Origin of the sequence: Acinetobacter sp. ESL0695 (assembly GCF_029392135.1) — a bacterium.
Classification (GTDB): domain Bacteria; phylum Pseudomonadota; class Gammaproteobacteria; order Pseudomonadales; family Moraxellaceae; genus Acinetobacter; species Acinetobacter pollinis.
This window is the reverse complement of sequence record NZ_CP113932.1, coordinates 2,009,302-2,035,016: the sequence shown is the minus strand read 5'-3', so window position 1 is coordinate 2,035,016 and position 25,715 is coordinate 2,009,302. Positions and strand designations below refer to the sequence as shown.

At 36.6% G+C, this 25,715-nt stretch carries 24 protein-coding genes and 1 pseudogene; 5 read left to right on the top strand and 20 right to left on the bottom strand.

Annotation, left to right across the window (positions count from 1 at the left end; genetic code table 11):
* Positions 1 to 21 precede the first annotated feature (21 nt).
* The 8 genes and pseudogenes from OZX61_RS09665 to OZX61_RS09630 all read right to left on the bottom strand — a co-directional run.
* Positions 22 to 537: a dihydrofolate reductase gene (locus OZX61_RS09665; protein ID WP_277094674.1), complete on the bottom strand. Its 516-nt coding sequence runs from the start codon at positions 535 to 537 to the stop codon at positions 22 to 24.
* Positions 534 to 1,376 (bottom strand): thymidylate synthase, encoded by an 843-nt coding sequence (gene thyA, locus OZX61_RS09660; RefSeq protein ID WP_195772092.1) that lies wholly within the window; start codon positions 1,374 to 1,376, stop codon positions 534 to 536. Before thyA ends, OZX61_RS09665 begins: the two co-directional genes overlap by 4 nt.
* A 482-nt stretch (positions 1,377 to 1,858) precedes the next feature.
* Complete coding sequence (locus tag OZX61_RS09655; RefSeq protein ID WP_195772091.1) at positions 1,859 to 2,221, bottom strand: hypothetical protein; 363 nt, start codon at positions 2,219 to 2,221, stop codon at positions 1,859 to 1,861.
* Between the two features lie 75 nt (positions 2,222 to 2,296).
* Positions 2,297 to 3,112 (bottom strand): prolipoprotein diacylglyceryl transferase, encoded by an 816-nt coding sequence (gene lgt, locus OZX61_RS09650; protein ID WP_195772090.1) that lies wholly within the window; start codon positions 3,110 to 3,112, stop codon positions 2,297 to 2,299.
* Positions 3,113 to 3,272: 160 nt separating this feature from the next.
* Positions 3,273 to 5,453 carry a PhoX family phosphatase gene (locus OZX61_RS09645; RefSeq protein WP_277094673.1) on the bottom strand — a complete coding sequence of 727 codons (2,181 nt, stop codon included), beginning with the start codon at positions 5,451 to 5,453 and terminating at the stop codon, positions 3,273 to 3,275.
* Positions 5,454 to 5,541: 88 nt separating this feature from the next.
* Positions 5,542 to 6,312, bottom strand: a complete 771-nt coding sequence (tatC, locus tag OZX61_RS09640; protein ID WP_195772088.1) for a twin-arginine translocase subunit TatC — start codon at positions 6,310 to 6,312, stop codon at positions 5,542 to 5,544.
* The gene (gene tatB, locus OZX61_RS09635; protein WP_277094672.1) at positions 6,309 to 6,707 is read right to left on the bottom strand and encodes a Sec-independent protein translocase protein TatB; all 399 of its coding nucleotides are present in this window, start codon (positions 6,705 to 6,707) and stop codon (positions 6,309 to 6,311) included. The genes tatC and tatB overlap by 4 nt, the downstream gene beginning before the upstream one ends.
* 66 nt (positions 6,708 to 6,773) lie before the next feature.
* Positions 6,774 to 6,914: pseudogene (locus OZX61_RS09630) on the bottom strand (Sec-independent protein translocase subunit TatA); the annotation flags it as partial.
* Positions 6,915 to 7,080: 166 nt separating this feature from the next.
* Between OZX61_RS09630 and OZX61_RS09625 the strand changes: the two are divergent.
* On the top strand, positions 7,081 to 7,953 hold the full coding sequence (locus tag OZX61_RS09625; protein ID WP_277094671.1) for a permease: 873 nt from the start codon (positions 7,081 to 7,083) through the stop codon (positions 7,951 to 7,953).
* 4 nt (positions 7,954 to 7,957) lie between these two features.
* On the opposite strand, the gene rdgB is transcribed toward OZX61_RS09625, so the two are convergent.
* From rdgB to OZX61_RS09585, 8 genes are all read right to left on the bottom strand, one after another.
* Positions 7,958 to 8,581, bottom strand: a complete 624-nt coding sequence (gene rdgB, locus OZX61_RS09620; protein ID WP_277094670.1) for an RdgB/HAM1 family non-canonical purine NTP pyrophosphatase — start codon at positions 8,579 to 8,581, stop codon at positions 7,958 to 7,960.
* A 129-nt stretch (positions 8,582 to 8,710) separates the two neighbouring features.
* Complete coding sequence (locus tag OZX61_RS09615; protein WP_195772083.1) at positions 8,711 to 9,304, bottom strand: tetratricopeptide repeat protein; 594 nt, start codon at positions 9,302 to 9,304, stop codon at positions 8,711 to 8,713.
* On the bottom strand, positions 9,301 to 9,894 hold the full coding sequence (gene metW / locus OZX61_RS09610; protein ID WP_195772082.1) for a methionine biosynthesis protein MetW: 594 nt from the start codon (positions 9,892 to 9,894) through the stop codon (positions 9,301 to 9,303). Before metW ends, OZX61_RS09615 begins: the two co-directional genes overlap by 4 nt.
* Positions 9,894 to 11,060, bottom strand: a complete 1,167-nt coding sequence (locus OZX61_RS09605) for a homoserine O-acetyltransferase (RefSeq protein WP_195772081.1) — start codon at positions 11,058 to 11,060, stop codon at positions 9,894 to 9,896. Before OZX61_RS09605 ends, metW begins: the two co-directional genes overlap by 1 nt.
* An 83-nt stretch (positions 11,061 to 11,143) precedes the next feature.
* Positions 11,144 to 12,838 carry a 2-isopropylmalate synthase gene (gene leuA / locus OZX61_RS09600; RefSeq protein WP_195772080.1) on the bottom strand — a complete coding sequence of 565 codons (1,695 nt, stop codon included), beginning with the start codon at positions 12,836 to 12,838 and terminating at the stop codon, positions 11,144 to 11,146.
* Positions 12,839 to 13,026: 188 nt separating this feature from the next.
* Positions 13,027 to 14,115, bottom strand: a complete 1,089-nt coding sequence (locus OZX61_RS09595; protein ID WP_277094669.1) for an alpha-hydroxy acid oxidase — start codon at positions 14,113 to 14,115, stop codon at positions 13,027 to 13,029.
* A 26-nt stretch (positions 14,116 to 14,141) separates the two neighbouring features.
* A complete protein-coding gene (locus OZX61_RS09590) occupies positions 14,142 to 14,825 on the bottom strand; it encodes a Fe2+-dependent dioxygenase (RefSeq protein ID WP_277094668.1) in 684 nt (227 codons plus the stop codon).
* Positions 14,826 to 14,879: 54 nt separating this feature from the next.
* Positions 14,880 to 17,126, bottom strand: coding sequence for a TonB-dependent siderophore receptor (locus OZX61_RS09585; RefSeq protein WP_277094667.1), 2,247 nt, complete (start codon positions 17,124 to 17,126; stop codon positions 14,880 to 14,882).
* A gap of 430 nt (positions 17,127 to 17,556) precedes the next feature.
* On the opposite strand from OZX61_RS09585, the gene OZX61_RS09580 reads away from it, so the two are divergent.
* Together OZX61_RS09580 and OZX61_RS09575 are read left to right on the top strand one after the other, a co-directional pair.
* On the top strand, positions 17,557 to 17,895 hold the full coding sequence (locus OZX61_RS09580; protein ID WP_277094666.1) for a hypothetical protein: 339 nt from the start codon (positions 17,557 to 17,559) through the stop codon (positions 17,893 to 17,895).
* Between the two features lie 135 nt (positions 17,896 to 18,030).
* On the top strand, positions 18,031 to 18,504 hold the full coding sequence (locus OZX61_RS09575) for a hypothetical protein (protein WP_195772075.1): 474 nt from the start codon (positions 18,031 to 18,033) through the stop codon (positions 18,502 to 18,504).
* Between the two features lie 14 nt (positions 18,505 to 18,518).
* Here OZX61_RS09575 and OZX61_RS09570 read toward each other — a convergent pair whose 3' ends face one another.
* Together OZX61_RS09570 and OZX61_RS09565 are read right to left on the bottom strand one after the other, a co-directional pair.
* On the bottom strand, positions 18,519 to 19,679 hold the full coding sequence (locus OZX61_RS09570; RefSeq protein ID WP_277094665.1) for a glutathionylspermidine synthase family protein: 1,161 nt from the start codon (positions 19,677 to 19,679) through the stop codon (positions 18,519 to 18,521).
* A 2-nt stretch (positions 19,680 to 19,681) separates the two neighbouring features.
* Complete coding sequence (locus tag OZX61_RS09565; RefSeq protein ID WP_195772073.1) at positions 19,682 to 20,050, bottom strand: hypothetical protein; 369 nt, start codon at positions 20,048 to 20,050, stop codon at positions 19,682 to 19,684.
* 118 nt (positions 20,051 to 20,168) lie between these two features.
* Here OZX61_RS09565 and OZX61_RS09560 point away from each other — a divergent pair, with 118 nt between their 5' ends.
* On the top strand, positions 20,169 to 20,519 hold the full coding sequence (locus tag OZX61_RS09560; RefSeq protein ID WP_277094664.1) for a multidrug efflux SMR transporter: 351 nt from the start codon (positions 20,169 to 20,171) through the stop codon (positions 20,517 to 20,519).
* 56 nt (positions 20,520 to 20,575) lie between these two features.
* On the opposite strand, the gene OZX61_RS09555 is transcribed toward OZX61_RS09560, so the two are convergent.
* Positions 20,576 to 22,861, bottom strand: a complete 2,286-nt coding sequence (locus tag OZX61_RS09555) for a TonB-dependent siderophore receptor (protein ID WP_277094663.1) — start codon at positions 22,859 to 22,861, stop codon at positions 20,576 to 20,578.
* A gap of 306 nt (positions 22,862 to 23,167) precedes the next feature.
* On the bottom strand, positions 23,168 to 23,956 hold the full coding sequence (locus OZX61_RS09550; RefSeq protein WP_277094662.1) for a fatty acid desaturase: 789 nt from the start codon (positions 23,954 to 23,956) through the stop codon (positions 23,168 to 23,170).
* A 380-nt stretch (positions 23,957 to 24,336) separates the two neighbouring features.
* Between OZX61_RS09550 and tig the strand changes: the two genes are divergently transcribed.
* The gene (tig, locus tag OZX61_RS09545; RefSeq protein ID WP_195772069.1) at positions 24,337 to 25,674 is read left to right on the top strand and encodes a trigger factor; all 1,338 of its coding nucleotides are present in this window, start codon (positions 24,337 to 24,339) and stop codon (positions 25,672 to 25,674) included.
* The last annotated feature ends 41 nt before the right edge of the window (positions 25,675 to 25,715 follow it).

Below are 25,715 nucleotides of genomic sequence, written 5' to 3'. Positions count from 1 at the left end.
ATTGTATTGAAATATAAGTTGTTATTTTCTATAAGTTGCAAACTCAAAATGAGTATTACTGGCCTCATCATAGTGTTTGGAACTGGCTATTTTTTTAAATTCACTTGGAATCGTTGGATAGTAAGCATTACCATTTTCAACGACTAAGTCAATATGCGTGAGTTCTAAACAATCTGCAAGATGAATAGTCTGTTTAAATATTTCACCACCACCAATAATAAAGATTTTTGAAGGTTGTTCACTGTGTGGAACATCTTCTATTGCTTGAGCTAATGCATTTTCAATAGAGTCGGCAGTTTTTACATTTTTAAACTGCCACGATGGATCACGTGTAATGACCCAATTTATACGTTTGGGCAATGCTCGGCCCATAGACTCTAATGTTTTGCGTCCCATAACAATGACGCCCCCTTGTGTAACCTCTTTAAAGTGTTTGAGGTCTAAGGGGAGGTGCCATGGTAAGTCATTATTTTTGCCAATACAGTATTGTTGATCCATTGCAACAACATGCACAATTTCTATATTGTTTATACTCATACAGCCACCGGTGCTTTAATTGCAGGATGAGATTGATAGTTTCTGATTTCAATATCTTCAAACGTAAAGTCAAAAATATTTTTAATTTCTGGATTTAAATATAACTGACATAGTTCAAGAGGATCACGAGACAATTGTTGCTTTGCTTGCTCAAAATGATTGGCATATAAATGAGTATCGCCACCGGTCCAAACAAAGTCACCTACTTCTAGGTCACAAACTTGTGCAATCATATGTGTTAATAATGCGTAGCTAGCAATATTGAATGGTACACCTAAGAATACATCTGCACTACGTTGGTAAAGTTGGCAAGACAACTTTCCATCATGTACAAAAAACTGGAATAGGGTATGACATGGAGGAAGTGCAACTTTATTGGCTTCTTGGGGATTCCATCCCGAAACGATTAAGCGACGTGAATCTGGATTGGTTTTAATTTCGTGGATTAACCACTGAATTTGGTCAAATCCATCTTGCGCATATTGCCCCTGATCCAATTGTGTCGCACCAAAGTTTCTCCATTGATGACCATATACTGGCCCAAGCTCTCCTGCTGGACGGTTAAATCGAGCAGTTTGTTCGGCAGTTGCCCATTCGTCCCAAATACTTACTTTATTGTCTTGTAAGTATTTAACATTGGTATCGCCTTTGAGAAACCATAAAAGTTCTATCACAATCGAACGAAAGTGAACTTTTTTAGTTGTAAGAAGTGGGAAGCCCTTTGTAAGGTCAAAACGCATCTGGTGTCCAAATACGGAGCGAGTGCCTGTACCTGTGCGGTCACCTTTATTACCACCGTTATCTAAGATATGTTGGAGTAAGTTAAGATACGTTCTCATAATATTCCTATCATGTTGCTCAAATATATTTGGAGCAATTTTAAAAAATCAAAATTGTGATGCATCATATGCAATCATTGCTAGCGTACGCAATGTCATACTTTCACATATAGTATAGCTTATTCAGACGAATTTCTTGGCTGTTTGTTTGCATAAATAGAGGCAAGTGAAAAGCCTAAAAAACAAAATAAAATAATTTGTCCAAACAGAAAAATAGATGTGTTGTGAGTAAGTGTGTAAAACAAAACAAAAAATAAAATTGGGGCAAGCCAAATACACCAATAGGGTAATTTGAGCTGAGTATGAAAGTGCATATAAATATACATAACAATACCCACAAGAGTACTGATAATGACCCATAGTGGTGCCAGCTCAATGACGGCTTGTAAGAGCAAAATGAGCACACACGTTAAAATGGTGACAATAAATTTAGTTTGTCTTGTACATTTTTTAGAATACCAATACATAAACATAGTATTTATCTATTTTTTTATAAAAAGGTGATGAATGGATAAAATACAAATTGTAATAATCATTTGTACAATACCTTGAATGCCCCAGTCTAAAATGTTTTGGGTAGCATGAGTAAAAATGATGGCACATAGAAAAGCGAGTGGAATCCATGTAAATACACGGTATAACAACTCTTTAGGATTATTTTTTGTGATATGAATTTTACAAAAACGGCAAATTAAAAAAATAACTCCTGCACCAATAAATAGTAGTGTTAAGTTAATTGGCATTGGAAAGAGATAGTGCAATGTAATAGCAATGAATATTGCAATAACAAGAAAAAATAACTTATGCAATTTAGAATTATTGCGATTAAACCAAAATTCAAGCATGGCAAAGGATTATCAAATTTTTTACTTATTTTAACATATTCAAGGGAGTTTTTACTCCCTTGCTTTGGTCTAGTATTAAACTTTATTTATGTTCCAGTCATAGATTTTACGTTTATATGCAATAACCATAAGTAGAATGCCTGCAATAACCATTGGTAATGATAATAGTTGTCCCTTAGTCATCCAACCAAATAAAATGTAGCCTTGGTCTGCATCGGGCTCTCTAAAGAACTCCATGGCAAAGCGTGCGAAACCATAACCAATAAGAAAAAGTGCAGATACTGCCATGCGTGGACGAGGTTTTGAGCTAAACCACCATAAGATAATGAAAAGTAAAAGCCCTTCGCATAGTGCTTGATAAATTTGCGATGGATGACGAACCAAATGAAGTGGGTCTGTAGGAAAAATCATCCCAAAAGGATAGTTTGGGTCTGTTACAGCACGTCCATATAACTCACCACCAATAAAGTTACCTAGTCTCCCAAACATTAAACCTGTCGGGACACATGGAGCAATGAAGTCCATGGTTTGAAACCACGTTTTTTTATATTTATGACACCATAAAATCATGGCAACCATAACGCCAATAAAGCCGCCATGAAAACTCATGCCACCTGTCCATACTTGAAACAACCATAAAGGATTGGCAATAAACTGATCAAATTCGTAAAAGATGACATATCCAATACGTCCACCTACGACCACACCAAGTGCACCATAAAAAATAAGATCTGAAATCATTTCAGATCCCCAATCTGTACGTTGTTTACTGCGGTATGTAGCAAGACCCCATGCACATAAAAAAGCAAGTAAGTACATGATGCCATACCAATGAACTTTTAATGGCCCAAGCTCGAGCGCAATAGGGTTAATATTGGGGTAGGTCAGCATGGATAATCCTTTTCATTTATGATTGAGAGGATTCTATCTGAACATTCTTAAAAATGTTGTATTTTCAATGTGTAAAATGACTGCATTTTCGACATTATCGAATGATGCGATTCGATTTAAAAAGACTAACCTCTAAAGAAAAAGGTTAGTCTGATCGATATTAACCCGCAATTGTACCGCCGTCTGTTCGTGTAATCACAATTGTTGCTGATCTTGGTCTTGCAGTTGTATTGGTTGGATCAAATTGTGTTGCAGGCCAATGGCTATTTGGTTGATCAAAACTTTTAGATTCTTCACCTGGATGTTGAATATTTACAAATATCGCTTTGTTATCAGGTGTCATTGCAATACCCGTAATTTCACATTCTTTAGGACCAACTAAAAAGCGTCTTAAATTCTCATCATTAACTTTTGCACCGACAATAGTTTCTTGTCCATTAGACGTTGTCGCCGTTGTACCATCACCAACATGTCCAGGTAGAGCAGCCAACATCATGCAGTTTGTCACATCTGTATAAGCGCTATCATCGGTTTCTAACCAAAGGACACCACGTGAATCGAACCACATACCATCTGGACTAGAAAAGTCATTATTGTCAGTTAGACCTGACAGATTAATATTCGATGGCATTGCAGACTCTGCACCGAATAAGTAGATATCCCATTCAAATGTAGTATCTGTAGTTTTATTATTTTTTTCTTTAAATCGAATAATATGCCCATTTACATTACCTTTTTGCAGTTTTTTATCTGCATATAGGTCTTCATAGCTTCTTGGGTTGGCTGCATCTATCGGATATTCAATTCCACGATTTGAATTGTTAGTGAGCGTGACATACACTTCGCCATTTTCAGGATGTACAGTACACCATTCTGGACGATCCATTTTTGTTGCACCAACGCTATCTGCCGCAAGTCGTGCGAAAGTGACAATATCAGCTTGATCACTAAAAGGATAAATAGGATTGGTAAGATCTAAGCCATTTTTACCATAAGTGAGTTCAATCCATTGCCCTGAACCATCTTGGTTAAATTTTGCGACATATAATGTTCCTTTGTCTAAATATTTATCACCTGCTTGATAGCCACCATTCGTATCTTTTACATTCCATTTCGCATCTGAGACGAATTTATAAATGTATTCTCCTTTTGAGTCGTCGCCCATATAAAAAGCAAGAGGCTCTCCTTCAACCACACGGCAAGCACTATCTTCATGTGCAAAACGACCCATAGATGTTCGTTTTACAGGATTATGTTTTACATCAAATGGATCAATTTCAACCATCCAACCAAATGTATTTGGGCTATTGCGATAGTCTTCAGAAGCAGAGGATTGTGTTACATTTGCTTTCCAGCGATCGTATAAGTCCTGAGATTGAACATGTCCAATCGCGGTGTCCCATTCATATTTTGAACTTGAGCCGGCTTTTAGGCCATAACGTTTTAACGCTACAATTTCGTGTGCTTGGCGCTGTTGGTCGTCATTGGCATTGCGTTGAAAATAGCCAATAAAGTTTTCTTCTGTTGTTAAGTAAGTTCCCCATGGTGTGTATCCATTACCACAATTATTGTGTGTGCCTCTCGTTTTTAAGCCTTTAGGTGAGAAAACTGTAGCTAAGCGCTCAGAGCCTTTTGCAACTCCAGAAAAATCCATAGGTGTAGTTGCTGTAATACGACGATTAAATAAAGAATCTTTAATTAGAGAAACATGCTGGGTAATGGGATCTTTTTTAATATGAATAATTGATACACCATGAACATTGGTCTCACGAATAACTTCATCTTCAGGTCGATGTCCATCAATTTTAGTTGGCCCTTTAGGGTGTAAGAACGTTGGATTAATGTATTCATGGTTCATGACTAGCAACCCTTCAGAAGAAACACTTTCATCCATATGTTTGGTTTTTTTATTTAAACCAAAATAGTGCATTCCATCATGACAGTCTCCTGAACGGAATTGAAAGCTCGGTCCCGAAGGAATGTTTTGATCATCCCAGTCTGCGTAAGCGGGATGTATCGCATCTCCTAATTTGTAAAGAACATTGACTTGATATCCTTCAGGTACAGTAACAATATCTTTTTTATTTTTAGCAACAGGTTGGAAGGTCAACTTTTCTGGTCGTTTGGTTTGAGATGAGTGTTGCTGATCTGACTTAGTTGACTGAGCATTGGCATAGCCAGTTACGCTACTTGCAAGTGCTAAGGCAATTGCACCATTCGTCGTTTTTTTAATAAGATCACGACGAGAGATATAATGGTCTAAAATATCATTAAAGTGAGTATTGCTCGATGTGTTGTTATTTAGCTCTTGCTCTTCATGATATGGCGTCTGCTCGGTCATGATGTTTCCTATATTTTATTGAAAATAATTAAATTTTTTATAATCTATCGTTTGGTTGTGAAACATCGCTGACAGTTTGATGACAAAATTATGAAAGAGATGAAGTATGTTTTTTTTCTAACATTTTTCCAAAAAATAGCCCTACTTCAAAAAGCAACCACATGGGTATTGCAAGCATAATCATAGAGATAGCATCGGGTGGTGTAGCAAACATAGCCACAAAAAAACATCCAACAATAATAAATCTTCTTTTTTCTATGAGGCTTTTCGTGCTAACAATGCCTGCTAAAATGAGCAGTAAGGTAATAATTGGAATTTCGAAGGTAATGCCAAAAACTAAAAAGAGTTTAAGACAAAAGGTAAGATAACTGTTGATATCTGTCATCGGTGCAACACTTTCAGGTGAAACACTGATAAAAAAATGTAGCATGGACGGAAGGACGATAAAATAAGCAAAGGCAATGCCACTATAAAATAAGCCAACGCTACCGACCATTAATGGAAAAGTAATATTTTGTTCTTTATCATGCAGTGCAGGTCGAACAAATGCCCAAATTTGGTGAAGAATAAATGGCATAATTAACATGAGCGACACAAATAAATTCAGTTTAAATGGCGCTAAAAAGGTAGCTGTCACATCTGTTGCAATCATGGTTGAATGCATAGGTAGTTGTGCGCGAAGAGGCTCAGATAAAAGTTGGTACGTTTGATTAGCAAATGGCAATAAACATAAAAAAAGTCCGATCAATGCAATCATGATTTTAAATAAATGTTTCCTTAAAATCACAAGGTGTTTATGAATAGGCATTTCCTCAAGTGGAGGTAGTGGCTGATTTGTAGATTCTGGAGTCGTTGTCATACCGCAATCTTTAATTTAGGTGGTGTATTTATGGATGATGCGATGAATGGATAATTGGGGTGGTAGCCATAGTAAATTTTTTGAATAGGGGAAAATGATTTCTTGGTAAATGTTAGCTGAGTTGTAGGTATCATTTTTTTTTCAAGATTCATAGACTGATCATTTAACTTCTTTTCAAGAGCACGAATTTTCTCAATCTCTTGATCCATTTGTGCCTTTAACTCAGATAAACGTAATTCACGGTCAATATCATTTTGAATATTTCCAACGAATCTTTTGCTCTTAGCATACCATTGGCCTATAAATCGAATGGCTTGAGGTAGTTTTTCTGGCCCCAAAATAATTAGCGCAATGATTGAAAATACAAATAGCTCGGAAATACCCACATTAAACATAAATTACTCTGGCTTTGCCGATGAAGCTGTTTTTGCGTTATTTTCTGATGATGCTTTTGGATGGGTATCATCTTCATTCATAGATTTCTTGAAATCTTTAACTGCACCTCCAACATCTTTACCAATGTTTTTAAGTTTAGATGTGCCAAACAATAAAACCACGACAATAAGAAAAATAATGACGTGCCAAATTGATAAACCTGCCATAAGAAGCTCCTTAAGTTTGACACTATCTCAGCAGTTTAGCGTGACATTTCAATGACAGTTTAATTTCATTTTAAAGAAAAATAGAATGTTTTTAGTGGTTTATAAAAGCTTGCTTGAGTTCAAGAAATGTGTAATAAAGAAAATACACAATAAAAATGATGAAAAAATGTCTGTACTACTTCCTATCGTTGCTTTCTTTTTTGGCTGGATCAGCTCGCCATACTCTTTCGTTACGTTTTTAAAAAAAATATTAGCAACTAGCTTGGCGCGGTTTTTTATTCCTTTTGTCATTATCTATAACATGGTGTACTACCAAGCAGGAAGTTTTTCACTCATGCTATTTAGTGGTGTCGCTGCGATTATTTCTTATATTTTTTTAGTGAGTATATTTAAAGATCGCCTTGTTGCGCTATGTGGTAGCTATGTTAACATAGGCTGGTTGGGTTTTCCTTTTGCACTTCTTATTTTTGGTCAATCTGTGAGTGCAGCAATGATTGCTTTATATATTGGCGGTTCAATATTTGGTAATGTTTGGGCTATAAATGCTGTAAGTACTGAAAAATTGCCCATACAGCAAACACTTCGTAAACTATTACAGTCTCCACCTGTGATTGCTTTACTGTTGGCGCTGTGTTTAAGATTGGTCGGTATACAAAATTGGCATTTAGGAGGGTGGGTTTCAAACTTATATAGCTTTGCAAAGTTTGGAATGGTCTTTGCAGGAATGGCAATTTTAGGAATTTGGTTAAGTCAAACGAAAGTCAATTTAGCTGATCTTAAGTTTAGTTTACGTGTGATGTTTTACAAGCTAATTATCGGTATGATCATTTGCTCGGTATGCTATTTTGCATTACCTATTGCATATTTTAAAGCACATATTGCAGTTTTATTTTTCTTATTTTGTCTACCGCCTGCTGCTAATATTGTCGCTATAGAAACTCATTATCAAGGAACGGGGCATTCAGCGCGTTATATTGCAGCAGGTACGATTGTGAGTATGATGGTAATGATTATCTTTGCAGGTCTCTACTTTATATAACGATTTATTTCAAACTTTCGCGAAATTTTTGCATTGCCTGACCGCGATGACTTATTTTATTTTTGTCTGCTTTTGATAATTCAGCACTGGTTTTTTGAAGTTCTGGTAGCCAAAAGAGTGGGTCATAACCAAATCCATTTTCACCACGTATTTCAGGAAGGATTTCGCCATGCCAAGTTCCTTGGAAAACTTGAGGTAGAGGATCATCTGCATGTTCAACAAATGCTAAAACACATACAAACATTCCTTCAATAGGTGTATTCGTTTGGCGATAAGGTGTAAGAGCCTCAAGCAACTTTTGATTATTTGCATCATCATTTCCATGATGACCTGCATAACGAGCAGAATAGATACCTGGTGCACCGCCGAGTAAAGGAACACATAATCCTGAATCGTCTGCGATAGCCGGCTTGCCTGAGAGTTTAGATGCATGACGTGCTTTTAAAATCGCATTTTCTATAAAGCTTAAGCCATCTTCAATAGCATCAGGAATATTTAATTTACCTTGTGGAATAACGTCAATTGGTAAGTTTAAGTCTTGAAATAAATTCTCAAACTCTGCAATTTTTCCTTTGTTATTACTTGCAAGTATAAGTTCACCAGCACTCAGCCATCTTAATTGTGTCATATCGAAAATATAATTAAAAAATATGATTCGATTATGCACAAATTAGAGCATGTTACCAATGAGTACACTCTTTAAAGCATAAAAAAACAGCACAAAAAGTGCTGTTCTATGAGTGAGCTGAGAAATAGATTATTGCGCTTGAATCCATTTATCAGCACGATCAACTGCCTGACGAATTTGATCTGGTGTCAAGTTCGCAGCCAAAGCAGTCTTTTTGTTTTCTGACATATTAATGACTTTATTGTCTAGCATGCCATCGCGTGTTGAAAGTTCATACCATTGGTATGCACCCATATAATCTTTCTTTTGTTCTTCCATCAGTGCAAGGTTGAAGCTCGCACGGTTGTCGCCGTGGCTCGCTGCCTTTTCTAGGTATGTGCGTGCCAAGATCATATTTTTGCTTGTACCCATTCCATCTGCAAGCATACGACCAACATTCAATTGAGCAGATGGAATACCTTGATCTGCTGCTTTTTTATACCAAGCAAAAGCTTGATTTAAATCTTTTTGAATACCTTTACCTTGTTGGTAGTGTGTTGCAACATAAAATTGTGCAGCAGCTTGTCCAGCTTTTGCTTCATTCAATAAATCATTAAAACCCATTGTTGAGTAACGAGCAGCTTGAGATGATGCTGTCGGTTGTTGCTGAGGTGTTGTCAAATAGTCTGCATGTGATAATACAGCCAGTCCAAACAACAGGGTACTTACAAAAAATTTCTTCATAGGGCGCTCACTCGATAAATAGCGACCTCAGCAAACAAGTTTGGTATTCGTTTGCTAAGAAGGCTGTCTTTTTGAGTTACATTGACAGCCAGTCGATTAATAATCCGGATATTATTTTCGGCACAAAGTGCTTCAAAATCTCGGAAAGTACATAAATGGATATTCGGCGTGTTGTACCACATATAAGGTAGTGCATTAGAAACAGGCATTCTTCCTTTAAACGCAAGATAAGAACGAGTCTTCCAATGCGCAAAGTTGGGGAAGGTAATAATTGCTTGTTTCCCTACACGCACCATATCCCGTAATAAAACATCAGGTGCATCTACTGCTTGCAAAGCTTGTGCCATTACAACGTAATCGAACGTTTGGTCATCGAAACGATGTAAACCAAGGTTGAGATCTTGTTGTATAATATTTAACCCTCGACTGACTGCAATTGCAATCTTTTCTTGATCGATTTCTAGTCCATAAGCACTAATATTATGTTTTTTGCTCATATGTGCAAGTAGTTCACCATCGCCACAGCCTAAATCGAGTACTTTTGAACCAGGACTAATCCATTTTTCTGCCAATTGTTGGTCTAATCGCATTATTTAGGCTCCTGAAATGTACTGGCTGAACGAAGATGAGCTTCACCCCCTAAAAACGCACGTAGGGTATTTACATAAAGTGGAATAGGGAATAAGAAGGAATCGTGGCCTTGTTCTGCATCAATATCGAGATAACTTACAGGTTTGTGGTTGGTAATGAGTGCATTTACAATTTCTTCTGAGCGTTGAGGACTAAAACGCCAATCTGTTGTAAATGAAATGACTAAGAATCGACATTTTGTATTGGCTAATGCCTTTGTTAATGAAGATTCATATTCTCGAGATGGATCAAAGTAATCGAGTGCTTTCGTCATAATTAGATAGGTGTTCGCATCGAAGTTACGGCTAAAGCGTTCACCTTGATAGCGTAAATAACTTTCAACTTGAAACTCAACATCAAAACCATACATAAACTTGCCAGATTTTAAGTCACGTCCAAATTTTTGTTTCATGGCTTCTTCGGAAAGGTAGGTAATATGACCAACCATTCGAGCTAAAATAAGCCCACGCCTTGGGTAGCTGTCTTTGGAAAGGTAGTAGCCCTGATGAAAGTCTGGATCTGATAAAATAGATTGTCGTGCAACTTCGTTAAATGCAATATTTTGTGCCGAAAGTTTTGGTGCACTTGCAATAATTGCACAGCGTTCTAAGCGATCAGGGTAATCAATAGACCATTGAAGTGCTTGCATCCCACCGAGCGAACCACCAACGATGGCGTACCATTTCTCTATTTCAAGGCGATCAGAAAGAAGAATATGCGTATTTACCCAGTCACGAACGGTAACGAGTGGGAAGTCTGGGCCATAAGGTAAATTGTCGTTTTCAGGGTTAGGAGAAGTGGGCCCTGTAGAACCATGACAACCACCAATATTATTAACAGCAACTACGAAAAATTTATTTGTATCTATTGCTTTATTAGGGCCAATACAAGCATCCCACCAACCAGGTTTTTTATCATCTTCATGGTGATAACCTGCAGCATGGTGATGACCTGACAGCGCATGACAAATTAAAATTGCATTTGATTTGGTTTCATTAAGTTCTCCATAGGTCTCTACCATAAGCTCAAAACGTGGTAGGACTCGACCACATTCAAGTTGAAGAGGCTGTTCAAAAGAATATTTTTGTGGAGTTACGATACCCACAGAATCAGATGCAAAAGACACGAGTATGAATCGCCTTATTTTTGTAAATCATGAATAATAAAAAGGATACCAACTTGGGTATCCTTTTAAAATAACTATTTTTGTTAAACAGCTTCGGAAACAATATCTGCTGTGCTAAGAACGCCTTGATCGATCAAGCGGTTTGTACACGCAATAATCGCTTCAATAGGTGAAGTAATGGTATTGCTGTGAATACCTGCCGCAAATGCACTACGACCACTGCCTTTTACTTGAATTTCAAGTAATGCGAGTGCTTTTGCATCTGCACCAGAACTAATACTACGCTCTTCATAGTTTAAGACATCAATTGGAAGTTGAAGTGCATTAATAATCGCAGAAATTGGACCATTGCCACGACCTTGTAAATGTTGCGTTTCACCATTTACTTCAATTTCTAAGTCGATGACTTGATCATTGTCTTCTGTAGAAAGACGATATGTTTTTGCACTGTAATGTTTATCTTTAATATCGACATAGGTTGCTTTGAATAGCTTCCAAATTTCGTCTGCTGTAATTTCTTTAGACGTATTGTCTGTATGTGCTTGTACAATTTGACTAAACTCAATTTGTACACGACGAGGCAAGGTAACATTAAAATTAGATTCTAATAAGTAAGCTATACCACCTTTACCAGACTGGCTATTTACACGAATAACCGCATCGTAGTCACGACCCAAATCTTTAGGATCGATTGGCAAGTAAGGCATATCCCAAATTTCTTGTGTTTTTTGGAATTCGAAACCCTTCTTAATTGCATCTTGGTGTGAACCAGAGAAGGCTGTAAATACAAGGTCACCTGCATATGGGTGGCGTGGATGAACAGGAAGTCCAGTACATTCTTCTACAGTTGCAATGATTTCGTTAATGTTTGAGAAATCTAACTTTGGAGAAACACCTTGTGTATACATATTTAATGCAATAGCTGCGATGTCGACGTTACCTGTACGCTCACCATTACCAAAGACACAACCTTCGACACGGTCTGCACCTGCCAAAATGGCAAGTTCAGACGCTGCGATACCGCAGCCACGGTCATTGTGACAATGCACGGAAATAAGTACACCTTCACGACGTGCTAAGTTACGATGCATCCACTCAATTTGGTCTGCATAAACGTTTGGACCTGAAACTTCAACAGTTGCAGGAAGGTTTAAAATAACCTTTTGCTCTGGGCGTGCATCCCAAATTTCTGTCACAGCATCACAGATATCTTTTGCAACTTCTAGTTCTGTAGCAGAGAAACATTCTGGACTGTATTGAAAAACCCATTCAGTTTCAGGTTGTTTTGATGCATATTCTTTCACTTTTTCGGCAGCATTGGTTGCAAGTTTTTTTGCACCAGCAATATCTACGTTCAGTACTTTTTCACGAAATGTTGGAGAGTTCGAATTATAAATATGCACAATTGCACGTTTTGCACCTTGAAGGGCTTCGAAAGTGCGTGCAATTAAATGGTCGCGTGCTTGTACAAGAACCTCAATATATACATCTTCAGGAATGTGGTTTTCTTCGATGAGTTTTCTTGTAAAGTCAAAATCTGTTTGAGATGCAGATGGAAAACCAATTTCAATGTGTTTAAAACCAATCTTGACAAGCATTTGGAACATTTTAAATTTTTGTTCGATGTTCATTGGTTCAAAAATTGCTTGGTTCCCATCACGCAGATCCGTGCTCATCCAAATAGGGGCCTGTGTAATTTCTTTATTTGGCCACTGACGATCTGGCAAGTCAACACGTTGATACATGCGACGATATTTTGTGCTTGGGTCAGCCAACATTTTGAAGTACTCCTGTTTGTAGCCATACATGATGGGTAGAGTTATTGCAAAGCTACATTATTAAATTTTGTGGCATTAGGCTGTCTGTATCATCTATGTAGATAGACAATCTAATTTTATTAGGGAGTAAGTTTTAGGGGGGTGTGTCCTTAAATTAAGTGATATTTAAAAAGCTGTCAATGGTTTTCTTACGCAATGTAGTCTGAAGAAATATCTTTTAAGGTAGCTGTTCCTGCCAAAGCCATAGTAATTTCAAACTCTTCTTTGAGTGTACGAATGACATGTGCAACGCCTAAAGCGCCAGCGGTTGCCAAGCCATAAATATATGGCCTACCAATAAGTACAGCATTTGCCCCAAAAGCAATTGCTTTAAATACATCGGTTCCACGTCGAATACCACCATCGAGTAGAAGTGGATAATTATGAGGAACGACTTGACGAATTTTTTTTAATGATGAAAGTGTGGTGGGGGTAGTATCTAGTACTCGGCCACCATGATTTGAAACAATAATGCCTTGAATACCTTGTTCTAGCGCAATTTTGGCATCGGCAGGATGTTGAATCCCTTTTAAAACAATAGGTAATTTTGTCTGTTTTACTAACCAGTGAATATCTGCCCATTTTGGCGCAAGTTGCATCAGGCCATCAAAAAGAGGATGTTGATGAGGCTGTAAATTTTCTGCGACTAAATGTGCTTTTGTATGCGGATGGTACATGTTTGGAGGTAGGTCAAACTGTGCCTGTCTTTCAGTATCTCTAATACCTTTATGTGGTGCATCTACTGTAATGACAATGGCTTTGTAGTTATGTTCCTCTGCAAGTCGAATGAGTTGTAATGATTTTTCTCGGTTGCCTTGCCAGTACAGTTGAAACCACTTAAAAGGGTTTTCCTTTTTAAGTGCCTGTAATGGTGTATTGGTAAAGGTACTTAATATGATATTACTTTGCATTACTTCGGCAGCTAATGCGGTTGCTTGCTCTGCCTCGGGATGAAAGAGGGCTTGATGACCAATAGGTGCAAGAAAAATAGGGTGTGGATAGTCTTGCCCAAATATTTCTAGATGCGTATTACCGTGTGTAAGATCATTAAGGACACGCGGTAAAATATTAACATCGGCGAATTGTTGTAGATTTCTCTTTAAATTAATTTCATTCATGGCACCACTTTGTAAATATGCCCAATAAGAGGTGGGGAGATGTTTTTTTGCCTCCCGTTCATAGTCGAGTAAGGTGAGTAGATGAGGTGGGATTTTTGTTAAGTGTGGTTCTATGGGCATGGTAGTTATCGCTTTAGCGGTGAATATTACATGTCACTCCATTGTCTCAATAAATTATGGTACAAACCGGTCAGCTTCACAATATCCTTATGATTTGTATTTAACTCTTGAGTTAAAGATTGGATGGACTGATCTAATTCGAAGAGCATCTGGCGTTTAGAATCTGATGCAACAAAACTTTGAATCCAAAAGAAAGATGAAATACGAGCACCATTTGTGACAGGCATGACTCTGTGTAAGCTTGTCGAAGGGTACAAAATAGCATGTCCTGCGGGAAGTTTGATGCTGTGGCTTCCATAGGTATCTTCAATGACCAACTCACCACCTTCATATTCGTCAGGATTGGTGAAAAATACAGTGCATGAAATATCTGTTCTTAAATATTCCTGTGTTTCTGAATTATAGCGAATGGCATTATCAATGTGATTGCCAAAATGTCCTTGATCTTGATAACAATTGAACATGGGGGGGAGAATTTTTTTTGGGAGACTCGCACTAAATGCAAGGGGATTATTTTTTAAGGCAGTTTGAATGATATGCCCCATATATTGCGCTTCATCACAATCTATAGGTAATTGTAAGTTGTTTTTTAAGTGTACAGATTGATGACCTGCTGTTTCTTTGCCATTGATCCACGGTGATTTTTGTAAAAGTTGTCGACATTCATTGAGATGCTTAAGACCAATTAAATTGGGAATTTGAATAATCATAATTTTCCTAAATAAATGCTTGCCTAGTTAAAGGCAAGCATTCAAGGCATCAAATTAGAAACTATAGTTGATGTTAAATACAGCTTGTCTTCCTTCACCAGGCATTGCCCAACCATTATTTCTAATGTGAGTGTAATATACCTTATTTGTAAGGTTGCGCCCAATTAACTGGAAGTTTAAGTTTTTATTCATTGTATATGTAATTGATGCATTGTGGAGTAGATAGTCCTCAGATTGTACTTGAGCAATTTTGTTGTTGGCTGCAGATGTATGTGTGCTTAAGTACATTTTACCTTGGTATGTAGCACCATAGCCTACTTGCCATTGACTATTCAGTTTATAGTTCGTCCAAAGACTGCCTGAATATTCAGGGACTTGAGTTAAGTAATCACCTTTAGAAAAGTCCTGAACACCATTTGCTGCGGTTTGGTCATATTTTCCTTTCATCCAAGCCATACTTGCAGTAATGTCCCACTGAGGCGTGATGTTTCCGACTAAGCCAGCTTCTACACCATTTACATAGTTTTTACCATTTAGGACGTAGTTAAATCCATCATTCCCTTGAACACGCACTTTATTACGTTCGTTTCTAAATCCTGCAATAGTAAGAAGTAGGTCTGGGTTGACCTCCCACTTTGCCCCAATCTCATAGTTTACAGCGCTTTCAGGCTTAACATTACATGTGTTGTTTGCAGAAGTATTTGTACAGGTTTCACTTGCAACACCAATGGTTGGCTTTTGAGAGTTCGCATAGCTGATATATAGGCTAGTCGATTCTGTCGGTTTAAATGTAATGCCGCCACTATAGCTAAATAGGTTGGCATTTTGAGAACCAGTAACAGCACCATTAATATCGCGGTAAACACCATCTGTACGATCGTAGCGAGCACCTAAGTCGAGTAGCCAGTGTGAACCAAATTTAGTGTTATTAAAAATATAGCCATAATAGGTATCTAAGCTTCCAGAGCCACTGCGGCTGTCTGCTTGGATATAATTTGTTGAGTTATTCCAAACATGGTTTGGGTTGTAAACATCCATATTCGGACGAGTACTGGTTGAACCATTTGCATTATTTAAATAACTTCCACTTTTGAGCATGTAATCTTCTTGGCTAAATCCACCACCTACAATGAGTGTATTTTTTATATAGTCTGAACCAAACTTAATTTTAAAGTTACTATCATTTGCAATTTGCTTGGTTTCTGTATCTCTTTTAAATCCACGTGGGCCACTGACAATATATTGGCTAGGGGCAGAGCATTTTGTATAACCTGTTGTATTTGAATTAGTATAAGCTGTTGGTGCCATTCCATTGGCTAAACAGAACGTTCCTTGTGGTGCTGAAATGACAGAAACTTGATGTATGTCGCTTAAGCGAGTGACTGAGTTAAATTGAATATTGTCTGTAATTTCGGTTTTTACTTTTAATAAACCAGTATTATTTGTAATTCGAACATTATCTAAGTCTGTATATCCATAATTATTTTTATTTGAGATACCCGGAACAGCACGTCCGTTATAATAAGGCACACCATATTGTGGATCATTATCGTCTTCTTGATGAACATAAGATAGGGTCGCTTTAGTATTTTCGCCAATACCAAAGGTTACAGATGGTGCAATACCCCAACGCTTTAATTCTTCATCGCGACCAGCATAGTTGTTTTTGTGTCCCATCACATTTAAGCGAAAAGCAACATCATCATTCACAACTTTATTAAAATCACCTGTTATACGAGTGTAATGGTCGGTACCTACGCCTACAGAAAGATTGTTAAAATCTTGATCTTTAGCTGCTTTAGTCACAAGATTGACCCCGCCACTGACTTGACCTGCGCCGTTTTCAACGGAATTAGCGCCCTTTGTGACTTCAACAGCATCATAGTTAAATAAGTCACTGCGTGTGGTGAGGGCAGTATCTCTTAAGCCATCTGCTGTAATGTTACTTGTTGCATCATATCCGCGTAGCGTAATTTTATCACCATAACCGCCACCTCCTTCACCAGCACCAAAAGAAATACCCGGTGTGGTCGAAAGCGCATCTTGTAGAGAGAGTAGGTTTTGTTCTTTTAATGTTTTTTCGGTAATGATCTGTGTGGTACGTGGGGTATCTCTTAAAACTTGTGTTCTTTTGTCAGAGGAGCTTTGTTTTGCATAATGGCTGTTTGAATGTGAGGAGCTTTCAATCGTAGGTAAGTCCGTTACCTCTGATGTTGCAGCCAATGCAAGGTTAGGCAAAGTGATTGCCAGAGCAACAGTTTTTGCGGTGTGGTTACGTTTGTTGATGGCTTTCTTCGTCATCCCATTGATTCCTCATGTACGAATTAAGAGATTTATCAATCCGTTTGTTAATATATGTACTGCTAGTGTTATTATAAATGATAATTATTAGTATTTACAAAATTGGAAAAAATTGATTAATTCTAGGTAAGTTTTTGTTTAATATTATTTTTTTATATCTATATTTCCAATGCTATTATTGTTGTAATTGAATATTTCAATAATTATGAATATTTTATGAATTTCCTAAGGAAAACCTAAGAAAACTAAAATCGAAATGAATAAGATGTTAGATCAACATAAATACTAAAATTTTGGATTATATTATTCATGAATTACTGACTATGACTTGATATCGCGAAGTGCTTTAGTGAGATTACAATCTAAAAAAAACTATGTTAAGGTGGTTGTGTAGTTTATAAAATGTGCAACTTAATGATGGAGAATAGAAATGACAACAGAACATAATGATCATCATGTACATGGAAAAAGCTGTGGACATACTGCAATTAAACACGATGACCACGTAGATTATCTGGTAGATGGTCACTTGCAAAATGAAACACAAGGTGAACATGTGCTGTCTGTAAATGATCAGAATCCTGAAGAGTGTACTCAAGGGCATGAATGCTCAGGTCATGAAAAAGGACATGTGCATGGACCAAACTGTGGGCATGAAGCTGTCCCACATGGAGATCATGTGGACTATTTAGTTGATGGACATTTACATCATCAACACAATGGCCATTGCGATAATCATGGGCCTGTTGAAGTCCTAGAAAAGAAGTAATTAATTAAAATAAATAGCTCATCAATTTAGATGGGCTTTTTTAAATTTGAAGTGCTTATTTTTAAAAATTAACTTTAAATTTTTGAAAGGCATGCGTAAAGTATATGAGCATATAAGATATGAGAATATAAAGTAATGTATTTTTGGAATACGAAAGCTTTAGCACATGAGTTATCAGCCAATACTTTAGAAAAAAAACATTATAAGAACTATTACTTGGTCACAGCAGTTTTAGTTACCTTGGTTTATTACTATGGTATGTATTCTCCTTATGTGGATACTCGTATTATTGGAGTAGAAGGTGCTTTAACCATCACGATTATCGTATATGGTATTCAGCGTGCGTATAAAGCCAATGGTGGTGACAATGGAAGTCACTTCTTAGGGAGAATAACTGCACTATCTTTCCCAATACTAGTACAGACAACAGTTGCAGGTATTATATTTGGTTTAGTGTTATTGGGTCTTTATTCCATGCTTCATTTGTCTGGTACAGCTTTTGACGATTGGTATGAATGGTGTATCTCTGCATTTACAATTTTTTTACAAATTCTCTTTTTTACACGTTTAGTATTTTATATGAAACGTGTTGCATTACATTCAATTTAGTCATAAATATTTGATTATTCAACAAAATAGTGTGCTGCAAAATGTGCATCATTCCCAATGATGTCAAATACATCTTCGCGTAAAGATAAGCCGGCACACTTATCACCAACCATCCATAATCCCAAGGTAGGTAGCATACCGTGATGTAGTGGAGTATCTACCCAGCGTTGCATAATATAACCACTTTGGTCGTAATCTTTAAAGTAAAAGCTACCCGATGCTTCGCCTAAGTCGATATTGTCTTGTATTATGCGAATGTTAGCCCCTTCGCGAGCCAAGATAGGTTTACGTACCCATTTACCAGCGTAATTGGTTTGAGAATCATATGCATAAGACTCAAGTAAGAAGGGATGGTTTGGGAACTTTTTCCATAGTTCAACTAGAAGAGCTTTGTTGGACAAAAGCATTTTCCAACATGGTTCAATCCAATTTGTTTTTGTACTGATATGCTGTGAAAAGGCTTCATCCCAAATCCACTCCCAAGGATATAACTTGAATAGATGTTCAATGGTTTGGTTATTTAGATCGACGAATTCTTTTCCATCCCATCCAATATTTTCCATAGATAATTCATTGACATTGAGGCCTGCTTGAAAAGCAGTGTCCATAAGGTACTCTAAATTTCCCCAATCTTCGCGGCCTGCGCTTTGGCATGCTGCAAAATGTACTGTAGTTGTAGAAGGATATAAATTCCTCCATTGGTCAATCAATGCTTCATGAATACTATTGAATTGATCTCGATTTGGAATAGACTGAACATCCTCAATCCAAAGCCACTGCGCTACTGAAGCTTCGAGTAATCCTGTTGGTGTATCTGCATTATATTCAAGCATTTTGATGTCTTGACCATCGTATGAAAAATCAAAACGACCATACAGTGTAGGCGCTTGATTTTTCCATGAGTGCTCAATAAAAGGAATCGCTTGTTGTGGCAGTTGGAAATAATTTGGGTAGTCACCTTGCTGAATCATATCTTCTACAAGGTGAAGACACATTTGATGCAATTCATTAGAAGCATCTTCAAGTTGTTCAATTTGTTTTAAAGTAAATTCGTAAGCCACACCCTCTGACCAATAAAGTGAGCCGTCTCGTGAAGGAAGATTAAAATAGTCAAAACCAATATCTATGTGTTTTTTTTCCCATTGGTCACGCTTTGGTAGAATCATTCTTTTCATGGCTATCCTCCACCTGAGCCATTGATTTGATCAGACTTGCCAAAGCCCCTACGTGCAACAGGTGTTGATTTAGCCCCAGTATGAATAGCTGCTGATATAATTGGTCGATAGCTTTTATAATTATTTCCTGAACGAGTAATAATACTTCCTAAGTAGCGAACCTTGCGAACTGTTTTATAATATTGAGGTCCAAGAAAAAGTATTTTAGCGCTGGCATTTGAATTCGGTTGCTGCTCACACAGATCAGGGTGCCAATCTTGTTGGCAGTTGTACTGATTATTATATACATCTTGTTGTAAGATATCATTATTTTGACTACATGCAGTCAATAACAATGGAACAACCACAAGCGATAACTTTTTGGTTCGCATACGTACAAAACTCATAAACTATATACTTTTTTAGAAAATATCTAAAACTATGAAATATCTATCTTATTTCTACTGTTAGATAAAGTACAGTATCAAAAAAAGTTAATTTGAGAATTTTATGCGCACATTCATAGTTTCCAATATGGGGTATCTTTATTTATTTGGAATTATTGTCGTCGATGTTTTGATGATGTTTTTTTTGACGCAGGCCAATGGGTTTACCAATTATAAGGCGACTGCATTAAGTTTAGTATTTTATGCGATTACATTTGTATTTGCAGGAATGGCTTTAAAATATTTACCTACTGGAATTGTTTATGCATTGTGGGGAGGTCTAGGAACGATAGGTTGTGTCGTTGTTGCACATTTTTTCTTAGATCAGAAATTGAGTTTTCCTGCCTATATTGGTATTGGGTTTATTGTAGTGGGCGTAATGATTCTTGAGTTTTTCTCTGAAACGTCTAATTAATTTATAGTTTATGACAGTATGGCAAGTATTCAACTGGCCATACTGTGTTCTTCGTTTTAGTATTTAAAATTTAAAGCAAGTACGGCATTACGGCCATCACCCTGCATAGCATAGTGATAATGTCCTGTAGAGAAATAACGCTTGTCTGTAATATTGTTTATGTTGAGCTGTAAATCGATATTACGGTTTACGTTATATTTGATCATTGCATTATAAAGGGTATAAGTTGGAATATATTTTGGCACATTGCTGTTTGCAACATACGATACGACTGAACGATCGTTATATTGTGTTCCTACACCTAAGGTAAGTTGTGGTTGTACTTTATAGGTTGTCCACAGTGTTGCACTGTTTTTAGAAACATATGGAAGAGCTTTGCCTAATCCTGCAAGTGATCTAAGATCTGAAGAAGTTTTAGTCAACTTACTATCTAAATAGCTATATCCTGCAGAGATGTCCCACTTTTCAGTAAGGTTCCCATTCAGACCAAGCTCAAAGCCATTTACATGACTTGTTCCAACATTTGAAAGTGTTGTAATACCTGTTGCTGAGTTTGTTACACCAATACGTGTATTTTGCTTTTCTGTTCTAAATACAGCCGCGGTTGCATTTGCACGATTTTTAAAGATATTCCATTTGGTTCCCACTTCATAAGTGCGTGCTTCTTCTGGTTTTAGGTCATTTGCAGACATAATGGCACTTGTTGCGGTTTGGTCAAACTGATCTGATCCAACAGGAATTGCAGAGGTAGCAAAACTGGCATAAATACTACCATTTTCAGTTGGTTTAAATACTAAACCTGCCTGATAAGAAAAGAAGCTTTTATCGTTAGAAGCACCTTGTCCAGCTGTGTACTGTGTACCTCTTAGTGTAATTGGATAGTTGTATTTAATACTTGTATTAAACTGATCCCATCGTAACCCTAAGTTTAATAACCATTGTGGAGAAAATTCAATACTATCTAAAGCATATAAACCTACATTACGGTTACGTGTTGTTGCAAAGCCTTTAACTGCTGTCGCCTTGTCACTATAAGTATCATATGGATTTGGATTATTCAGTGTTGTACAGTAGCCTATTGTGGGATTCTTACAACTTTCTGAGTTGCCATTATTTGTCTGATCTTGAATATCTAAACTCTTATTAGGGTTAAAGCCATTGAATGCATAAATTCCAGTATCTGTTTCTTGGTAAGTCCAATCTGCTCCTGTACTGAAGCTGTGTTTTATACCTCCTGTATTAAATTTTCCTGATAACGCCATTTGGTCGCTATAAGCATTGGTAGACGAAATTTGACTGACTGCACGACGAAATATACGATTATTATTCGCAATATTTCCTTGTGAGTCATCTGGATTCGTCATGATATAGTTTGTAGAGGCATAATTATAATTAAGTGTGTTTGATAAATTGAGATCTTCATTAAAGTCGTGCTCTAGTTTAAAAGTACCAACCTGATTTTGTCTACGATCAAAATCGCGCCCTTTCCAACCATAATATGTTCCTTTCGCAACGTTATAAGGTGCACCACCTTTTATTGGGAAAGGAATACCTGCATCTGGGTTATCATCACTTTGCAAATAGTAGTAACTGAGGCGTGCTCTTGTTGGCGTACCTAAGCCAAAAACAATACTTGGCGCAATACCTACACGATTGTATTCGGCACCATCTTTCTCACCGGGCTTTTCATTCTGATGTCCCATTACGACCACACGGCCGGCAATGCCATTTCCAAAATCTTTATTTGCATCTAGCGTAATATGGCGATAATCATCTGTACCACCTGCAATGGTTCCTTGATATCTATCGCCTGCATGTGCTTCTTTGGTAATAAGATTAATACTGCCGCCTGCACCACCTCCACCAGAAATTGCTGAGCTAGAACCTTTAGTAACTTCTACTTTTTCTACATCAAACATATCTCTATTTTGTGAAACAGAGTTACGAATGCCATCTACATAAATAGAAGACTGCGCACTATAACCTCGAATATAGGGCATATCTGTAAACGGTGTGCCTCCTTCGCCCGCAGCTAGGGTAACTCCTGGGGTATTTCGTAGTGCTTCGGTTAGAGTATTTGAATGCGTTTCTGCCAATAGTTTTTGTGAAATAACATCAATACTTTTAGGTGTATCTAATAGGGGAGCTACATATTTTGTATTTGCAGACCGATCTGTTTTAAAACTTTGAAAGTCATTATATGGAGTAGAAGGTGAAGCATGTAAGTCAATGGTCGGTAATTGACTGGTATTCTCTTGCGCAATTGCATTGCCTGCAATAATTGAAAGCGATGAAGCGATTGTGGAAGTAACAATTTTCTTATGATTTTTTATGAAGGACATGAGTGTATTCAGTGTGGTAATGTAATTAATTATTAGATAATAATGATAATTGTTAATTTATCTACACATTCAGTATTAAAAAATCCTTAGATTTTTATTTTTCTCAAATAAAATTAAAAAAATATTTTAAATCAATGGTTTGTTGTTTATTTTTATTAACAATAATATTTTAAATAATAAGAATTATTATTCATAGCATATTAAGTCTCAATTAATTTTACTATGTAATTTATATGTTTTATATATAATATATTATTTGAATTATCCAAATTAAGAAGGTGTTAATTCGGATAATGATTGAAGAATTTAAAAGACTTTACGAATTTCTACATTGGGGGAATATTGGTCAAGACGTTTAGATAAAATATGTAATTTACACGTTGGTACTGCAGGGAATAAATGATGCTCAACATGTAGAAACATATTATAAGTGATAAATCTTTTTATAGGGTGACGTAATGTACGTGCCATATAAACATGGTCTTCTGTATCGTGATGTACGGTCCATACTGCAAAGAACGCCGTCATACACTGTCCAATAAGCATGGTTATAAAATGATATTTGATAAAAGAAATATCTAAAACAGTAAATACAATAGTTAAGATGACTATATTTCCGATTAGCTCAAGAGTAATCCATTTTTTTTGAGAAGGTGTGGCGACTTCAAGGGCTTTTTTATGTAATAGGATGGGGAAGAATGGGCCAAATAAAATTGCTTGCCACCAGCGCATTTTTGCACTTTTTGCTTCAATATCTTCTTCAGTCATACAATGTTGATGATGTCTTAAATGATTGATTTGTATTGCATGCATTGACCCAAGCATTAATAGACTTAACATATACATGAACTTATGTGTGAATGGTCTACTTATACCTAAAGCAAAGTGAAAAGCATTATGTACTTGTCTTAAGCCTGTAAGAAAAAACATAAAAGAGCATGGTAAAGCAAAGAGATAATTATTTTTATACGCAAAATAAAATGAAAGCATAAGCCATGGGAGAGAAAGACTCAGCTCTAATAAAATATCTTTAGGTTTTAAAATAAGTAAATCTTTCCACTCCACATTTTTAAGTAAATCTTTATGTAAAGTCATAGTTACAATTAAGTGTTAAAATTTACAATAATAGTACTAAATAATGTGAACTGGTTCAAATTTATTTGAGATTTAAAAGATTTTCCTATTAATCATGTTTTTCTGGAGATTTCTTTTAAATTTAAAAATTACATCTAAAAAAAAATTAGATTGTTGCTTGTTTTTAAATTAGAACTTATCTGTATTTTAAGATGAACGCCTATATGAAAAGAAGAAAGGGATCTCCCTTTAAAATTGTCGAAATTATTCAATTATGGCCTTAATTTTACTATGGTCAGACAAAAAATAAGCAAAACTTTGTATATCTTGTTGCTATAGAATATAATGTGGCACTTTTAAAATTTTGTTATTACTAACCAGTTAAGTGAATAGAGGAAGCCATGCAAGTAACGACTGAAGCGGTTTCGGGCGTTGCCCGTCGTTTAAACGTATCTGTACCGACGAGCCGTGTTAACGAGCAGTTTGAAGCTCGTCTAAAGCGCACTGCCAAAACTGCAAAAATCAACGGCTTCCGTCCAGGTAAAGTTCCTTTAAATGTTGTGCGCCGTGAATATGGTGCTGGCATTTATCAAGAAGTTGTCAATGACGTAATCCGTGACACAGTATTTGAAGCAATCCAACAAGAAAAAATTAATGCTGTTGGTATGCCAAATATTGAAAAAGTTGAAAATAAAGATGATGCTTTGGTTTATGAAGCAACTGTAGAAGTTTACCCAGAAGTTGAAGTAAACGCATTTGATGGCTTAGAAGTTGAACGTAAAACATCTGAAATCAATGATAAAGATGTAGATCAAATGATCGAAAACTTACGTAAACAGCGTCAAACTTGGGCAAATACCAAGGGTATGGCGAAAAAAGACATGCAAGTGACTTTCGATTTCGAAGGTTCAATTGACGGTGAAAAATTTGAAGGTGGTGCAGCACAAGATTACACACTTGTGTTAGGTTCAGGTCAAATGATTCCTGGCTTTGAAGACGGCATCATTGGTATGAAAGCTGGCGAAGAGAAAGTAATTGATGTAACTTTCCCAGAAGATTACCAAGCTGAAAACCTTGCAGGTAAACAAGCGCAATTTAAAATTAATGTGAAGAAAGTTGAAAAACCTAAACTTCCTGAAATTGATGCTGAATTCTTAGAAACATTTGGTTTAACTGAAGAAGATGGCGTAGAAAAATTAAAAGCTGACGTTCGTAAAAATATGGAACGTGAAGTGAAAAATGGTCTACGTAACCAAGTGAAAGGTGCAACTTTTGATGCACTTGTTGCAGCAAATGAAGTTGAACTTCCTTCTGCTATGGTTGCTCAAGAAATTGATCGTCAACGTCAGCAAATGATTCAACAGTTTACTCAACAGTTTGGTGCTGAAGGTGCAAAAGCATTTGACTCAAGCATGCTTCCAGATGACTTATTCAAAGAGCAAGCAGAACGCTCTGTGAAATTAGGTGTACTTGTAAGCAAAGTACTTGCAGATGCTAAACTTGAAGTTGATGCAGCACGTGTTGATGCTTACATTGACGATATGGCTTCTTCTTATGAAGATCCAACTGAAGTTATTGAATACTTCAAAAATGACAAGCAACAACGTTCACAAATTGAAGCTGTTATTTTAGAAGATCAAGTGGTTGACCATATCTTAAATTCTGCAAAAGTTACTGAAAAAGCAGTTTCTTACGAAGAATTACTAAAAGAACAACAAGCTCGTCAGCAACAAGGTTAATTTCTTGTGTGTAAAAAAAGGCGCAATCGAGCGCCTTTTTT

Bases quoted from the DNA above. Each gene is read 5' to 3' on its own strand.
- leuA (WP_195772080.1), bottom strand. From the start codon at position 12,838: ATGTTGGCTGACCCAAGCACAAAATATCGTCGCATGTATCAACGTGTT.
- metW (WP_195772082.1), bottom strand. From the start codon at position 9,894: ATGCGATTAGACCAACAATTGGCAGAAAAATGGATTAGTCCTGGTTCA.
- OZX61_RS09560 (WP_277094664.1), top strand. From the start codon at position 20,169: ATGCGCACATTCATAGTTTCCAATATGGGGTATCTTTATTTATTTGGA.
- OZX61_RS09580 (WP_277094666.1), top strand. From the start codon at position 17,557: ATGACAACAGAACATAATGATCATCATGTACATGGAAAAAGCTGTGGA.
- OZX61_RS09665 (WP_277094674.1), bottom strand. From the start codon at position 537: ATGAGTATAAACAATATAGAAATTGTGCATGTTGTTGCAATGGATCAA.
- OZX61_RS09645 (WP_277094673.1), bottom strand. From the start codon at position 5,453: ATGACCGAGCAGACGCCATATCATGAAGAGCAAGAGCTAAATAACAAC.
- OZX61_RS09575 (WP_195772075.1), top strand. From the start codon at position 18,031: ATGTATTTTTGGAATACGAAAGCTTTAGCACATGAGTTATCAGCCAAT.
- OZX61_RS09625 (WP_277094671.1), top strand. From the start codon at position 7,081: ATGTCTGTACTACTTCCTATCGTTGCTTTCTTTTTTGGCTGGATCAGC.
- rdgB (WP_277094670.1), bottom strand. From the start codon at position 8,581: ATGACACAATTAAGATGGCTGAGTGCTGGTGAACTTATACTTGCAAGT.
- OZX61_RS09570 (WP_277094665.1), bottom strand. From the start codon at position 19,679: ATGAAAAGAATGATTCTACCAAAGCGTGACCAATGGGAAAAAAAACAC.
- OZX61_RS09555 (WP_277094663.1), bottom strand. From the start codon at position 22,861: ATGTCCTTCATAAAAAATCATAAGAAAATTGTTACTTCCACAATCGCT.
- tatC (WP_195772088.1), bottom strand. From the start codon at position 6,312: ATGACAACGACTCCAGAATCTACAAATCAGCCACTACCTCCACTTGAG.
- tig (WP_195772069.1), top strand. From the start codon at position 24,337: ATGCAAGTAACGACTGAAGCGGTTTCGGGCGTTGCCCGTCGTTTAAAC.
- OZX61_RS09595 (WP_277094669.1), bottom strand. From the start codon at position 14,115: ATGCCCATAGAACCACACTTAACAAAAATCCCACCTCATCTACTCACC.
- OZX61_RS09565 (WP_195772073.1), bottom strand. From the start codon at position 20,050: ATGCGAACCAAAAAGTTATCGCTTGTGGTTGTTCCATTGTTATTGACT.
- OZX61_RS09585 (WP_277094667.1), bottom strand. From the start codon at position 17,126: ATGACGAAGAAAGCCATCAACAAACGTAACCACACCGCAAAAACTGTT.
- OZX61_RS09550 (WP_277094662.1), bottom strand. From the start codon at position 23,956: ATGACTTTACATAAAGATTTACTTAAAAATGTGGAGTGGAAAGATTTA.
- OZX61_RS09615 (WP_195772083.1), bottom strand. From the start codon at position 9,304: ATGAAGAAATTTTTTGTAAGTACCCTGTTGTTTGGACTGGCTGTATTA.
- tatB (WP_277094672.1), bottom strand. From the start codon at position 6,707: ATGTTTAATGTGGGTATTTCCGAGCTATTTGTATTTTCAATCATTGCG.
- thyA (WP_195772092.1), bottom strand. From the start codon at position 1,376: ATGAGAACGTATCTTAACTTACTCCAACATATCTTAGATAACGGTGGT.
- lgt (WP_195772090.1), bottom strand. From the start codon at position 3,112: ATGCTGACCTACCCCAATATTAACCCTATTGCGCTCGAGCTTGGGCCA.
- OZX61_RS09590 (WP_277094668.1), bottom strand. From the start codon at position 14,825: ATGATTATTCAAATTCCCAATTTAATTGGTCTTAAGCATCTCAATGAA.
- OZX61_RS09655 (WP_195772091.1), bottom strand. From the start codon at position 2,221: ATGCTTGAATTTTGGTTTAATCGCAATAATTCTAAATTGCATAAGTTA.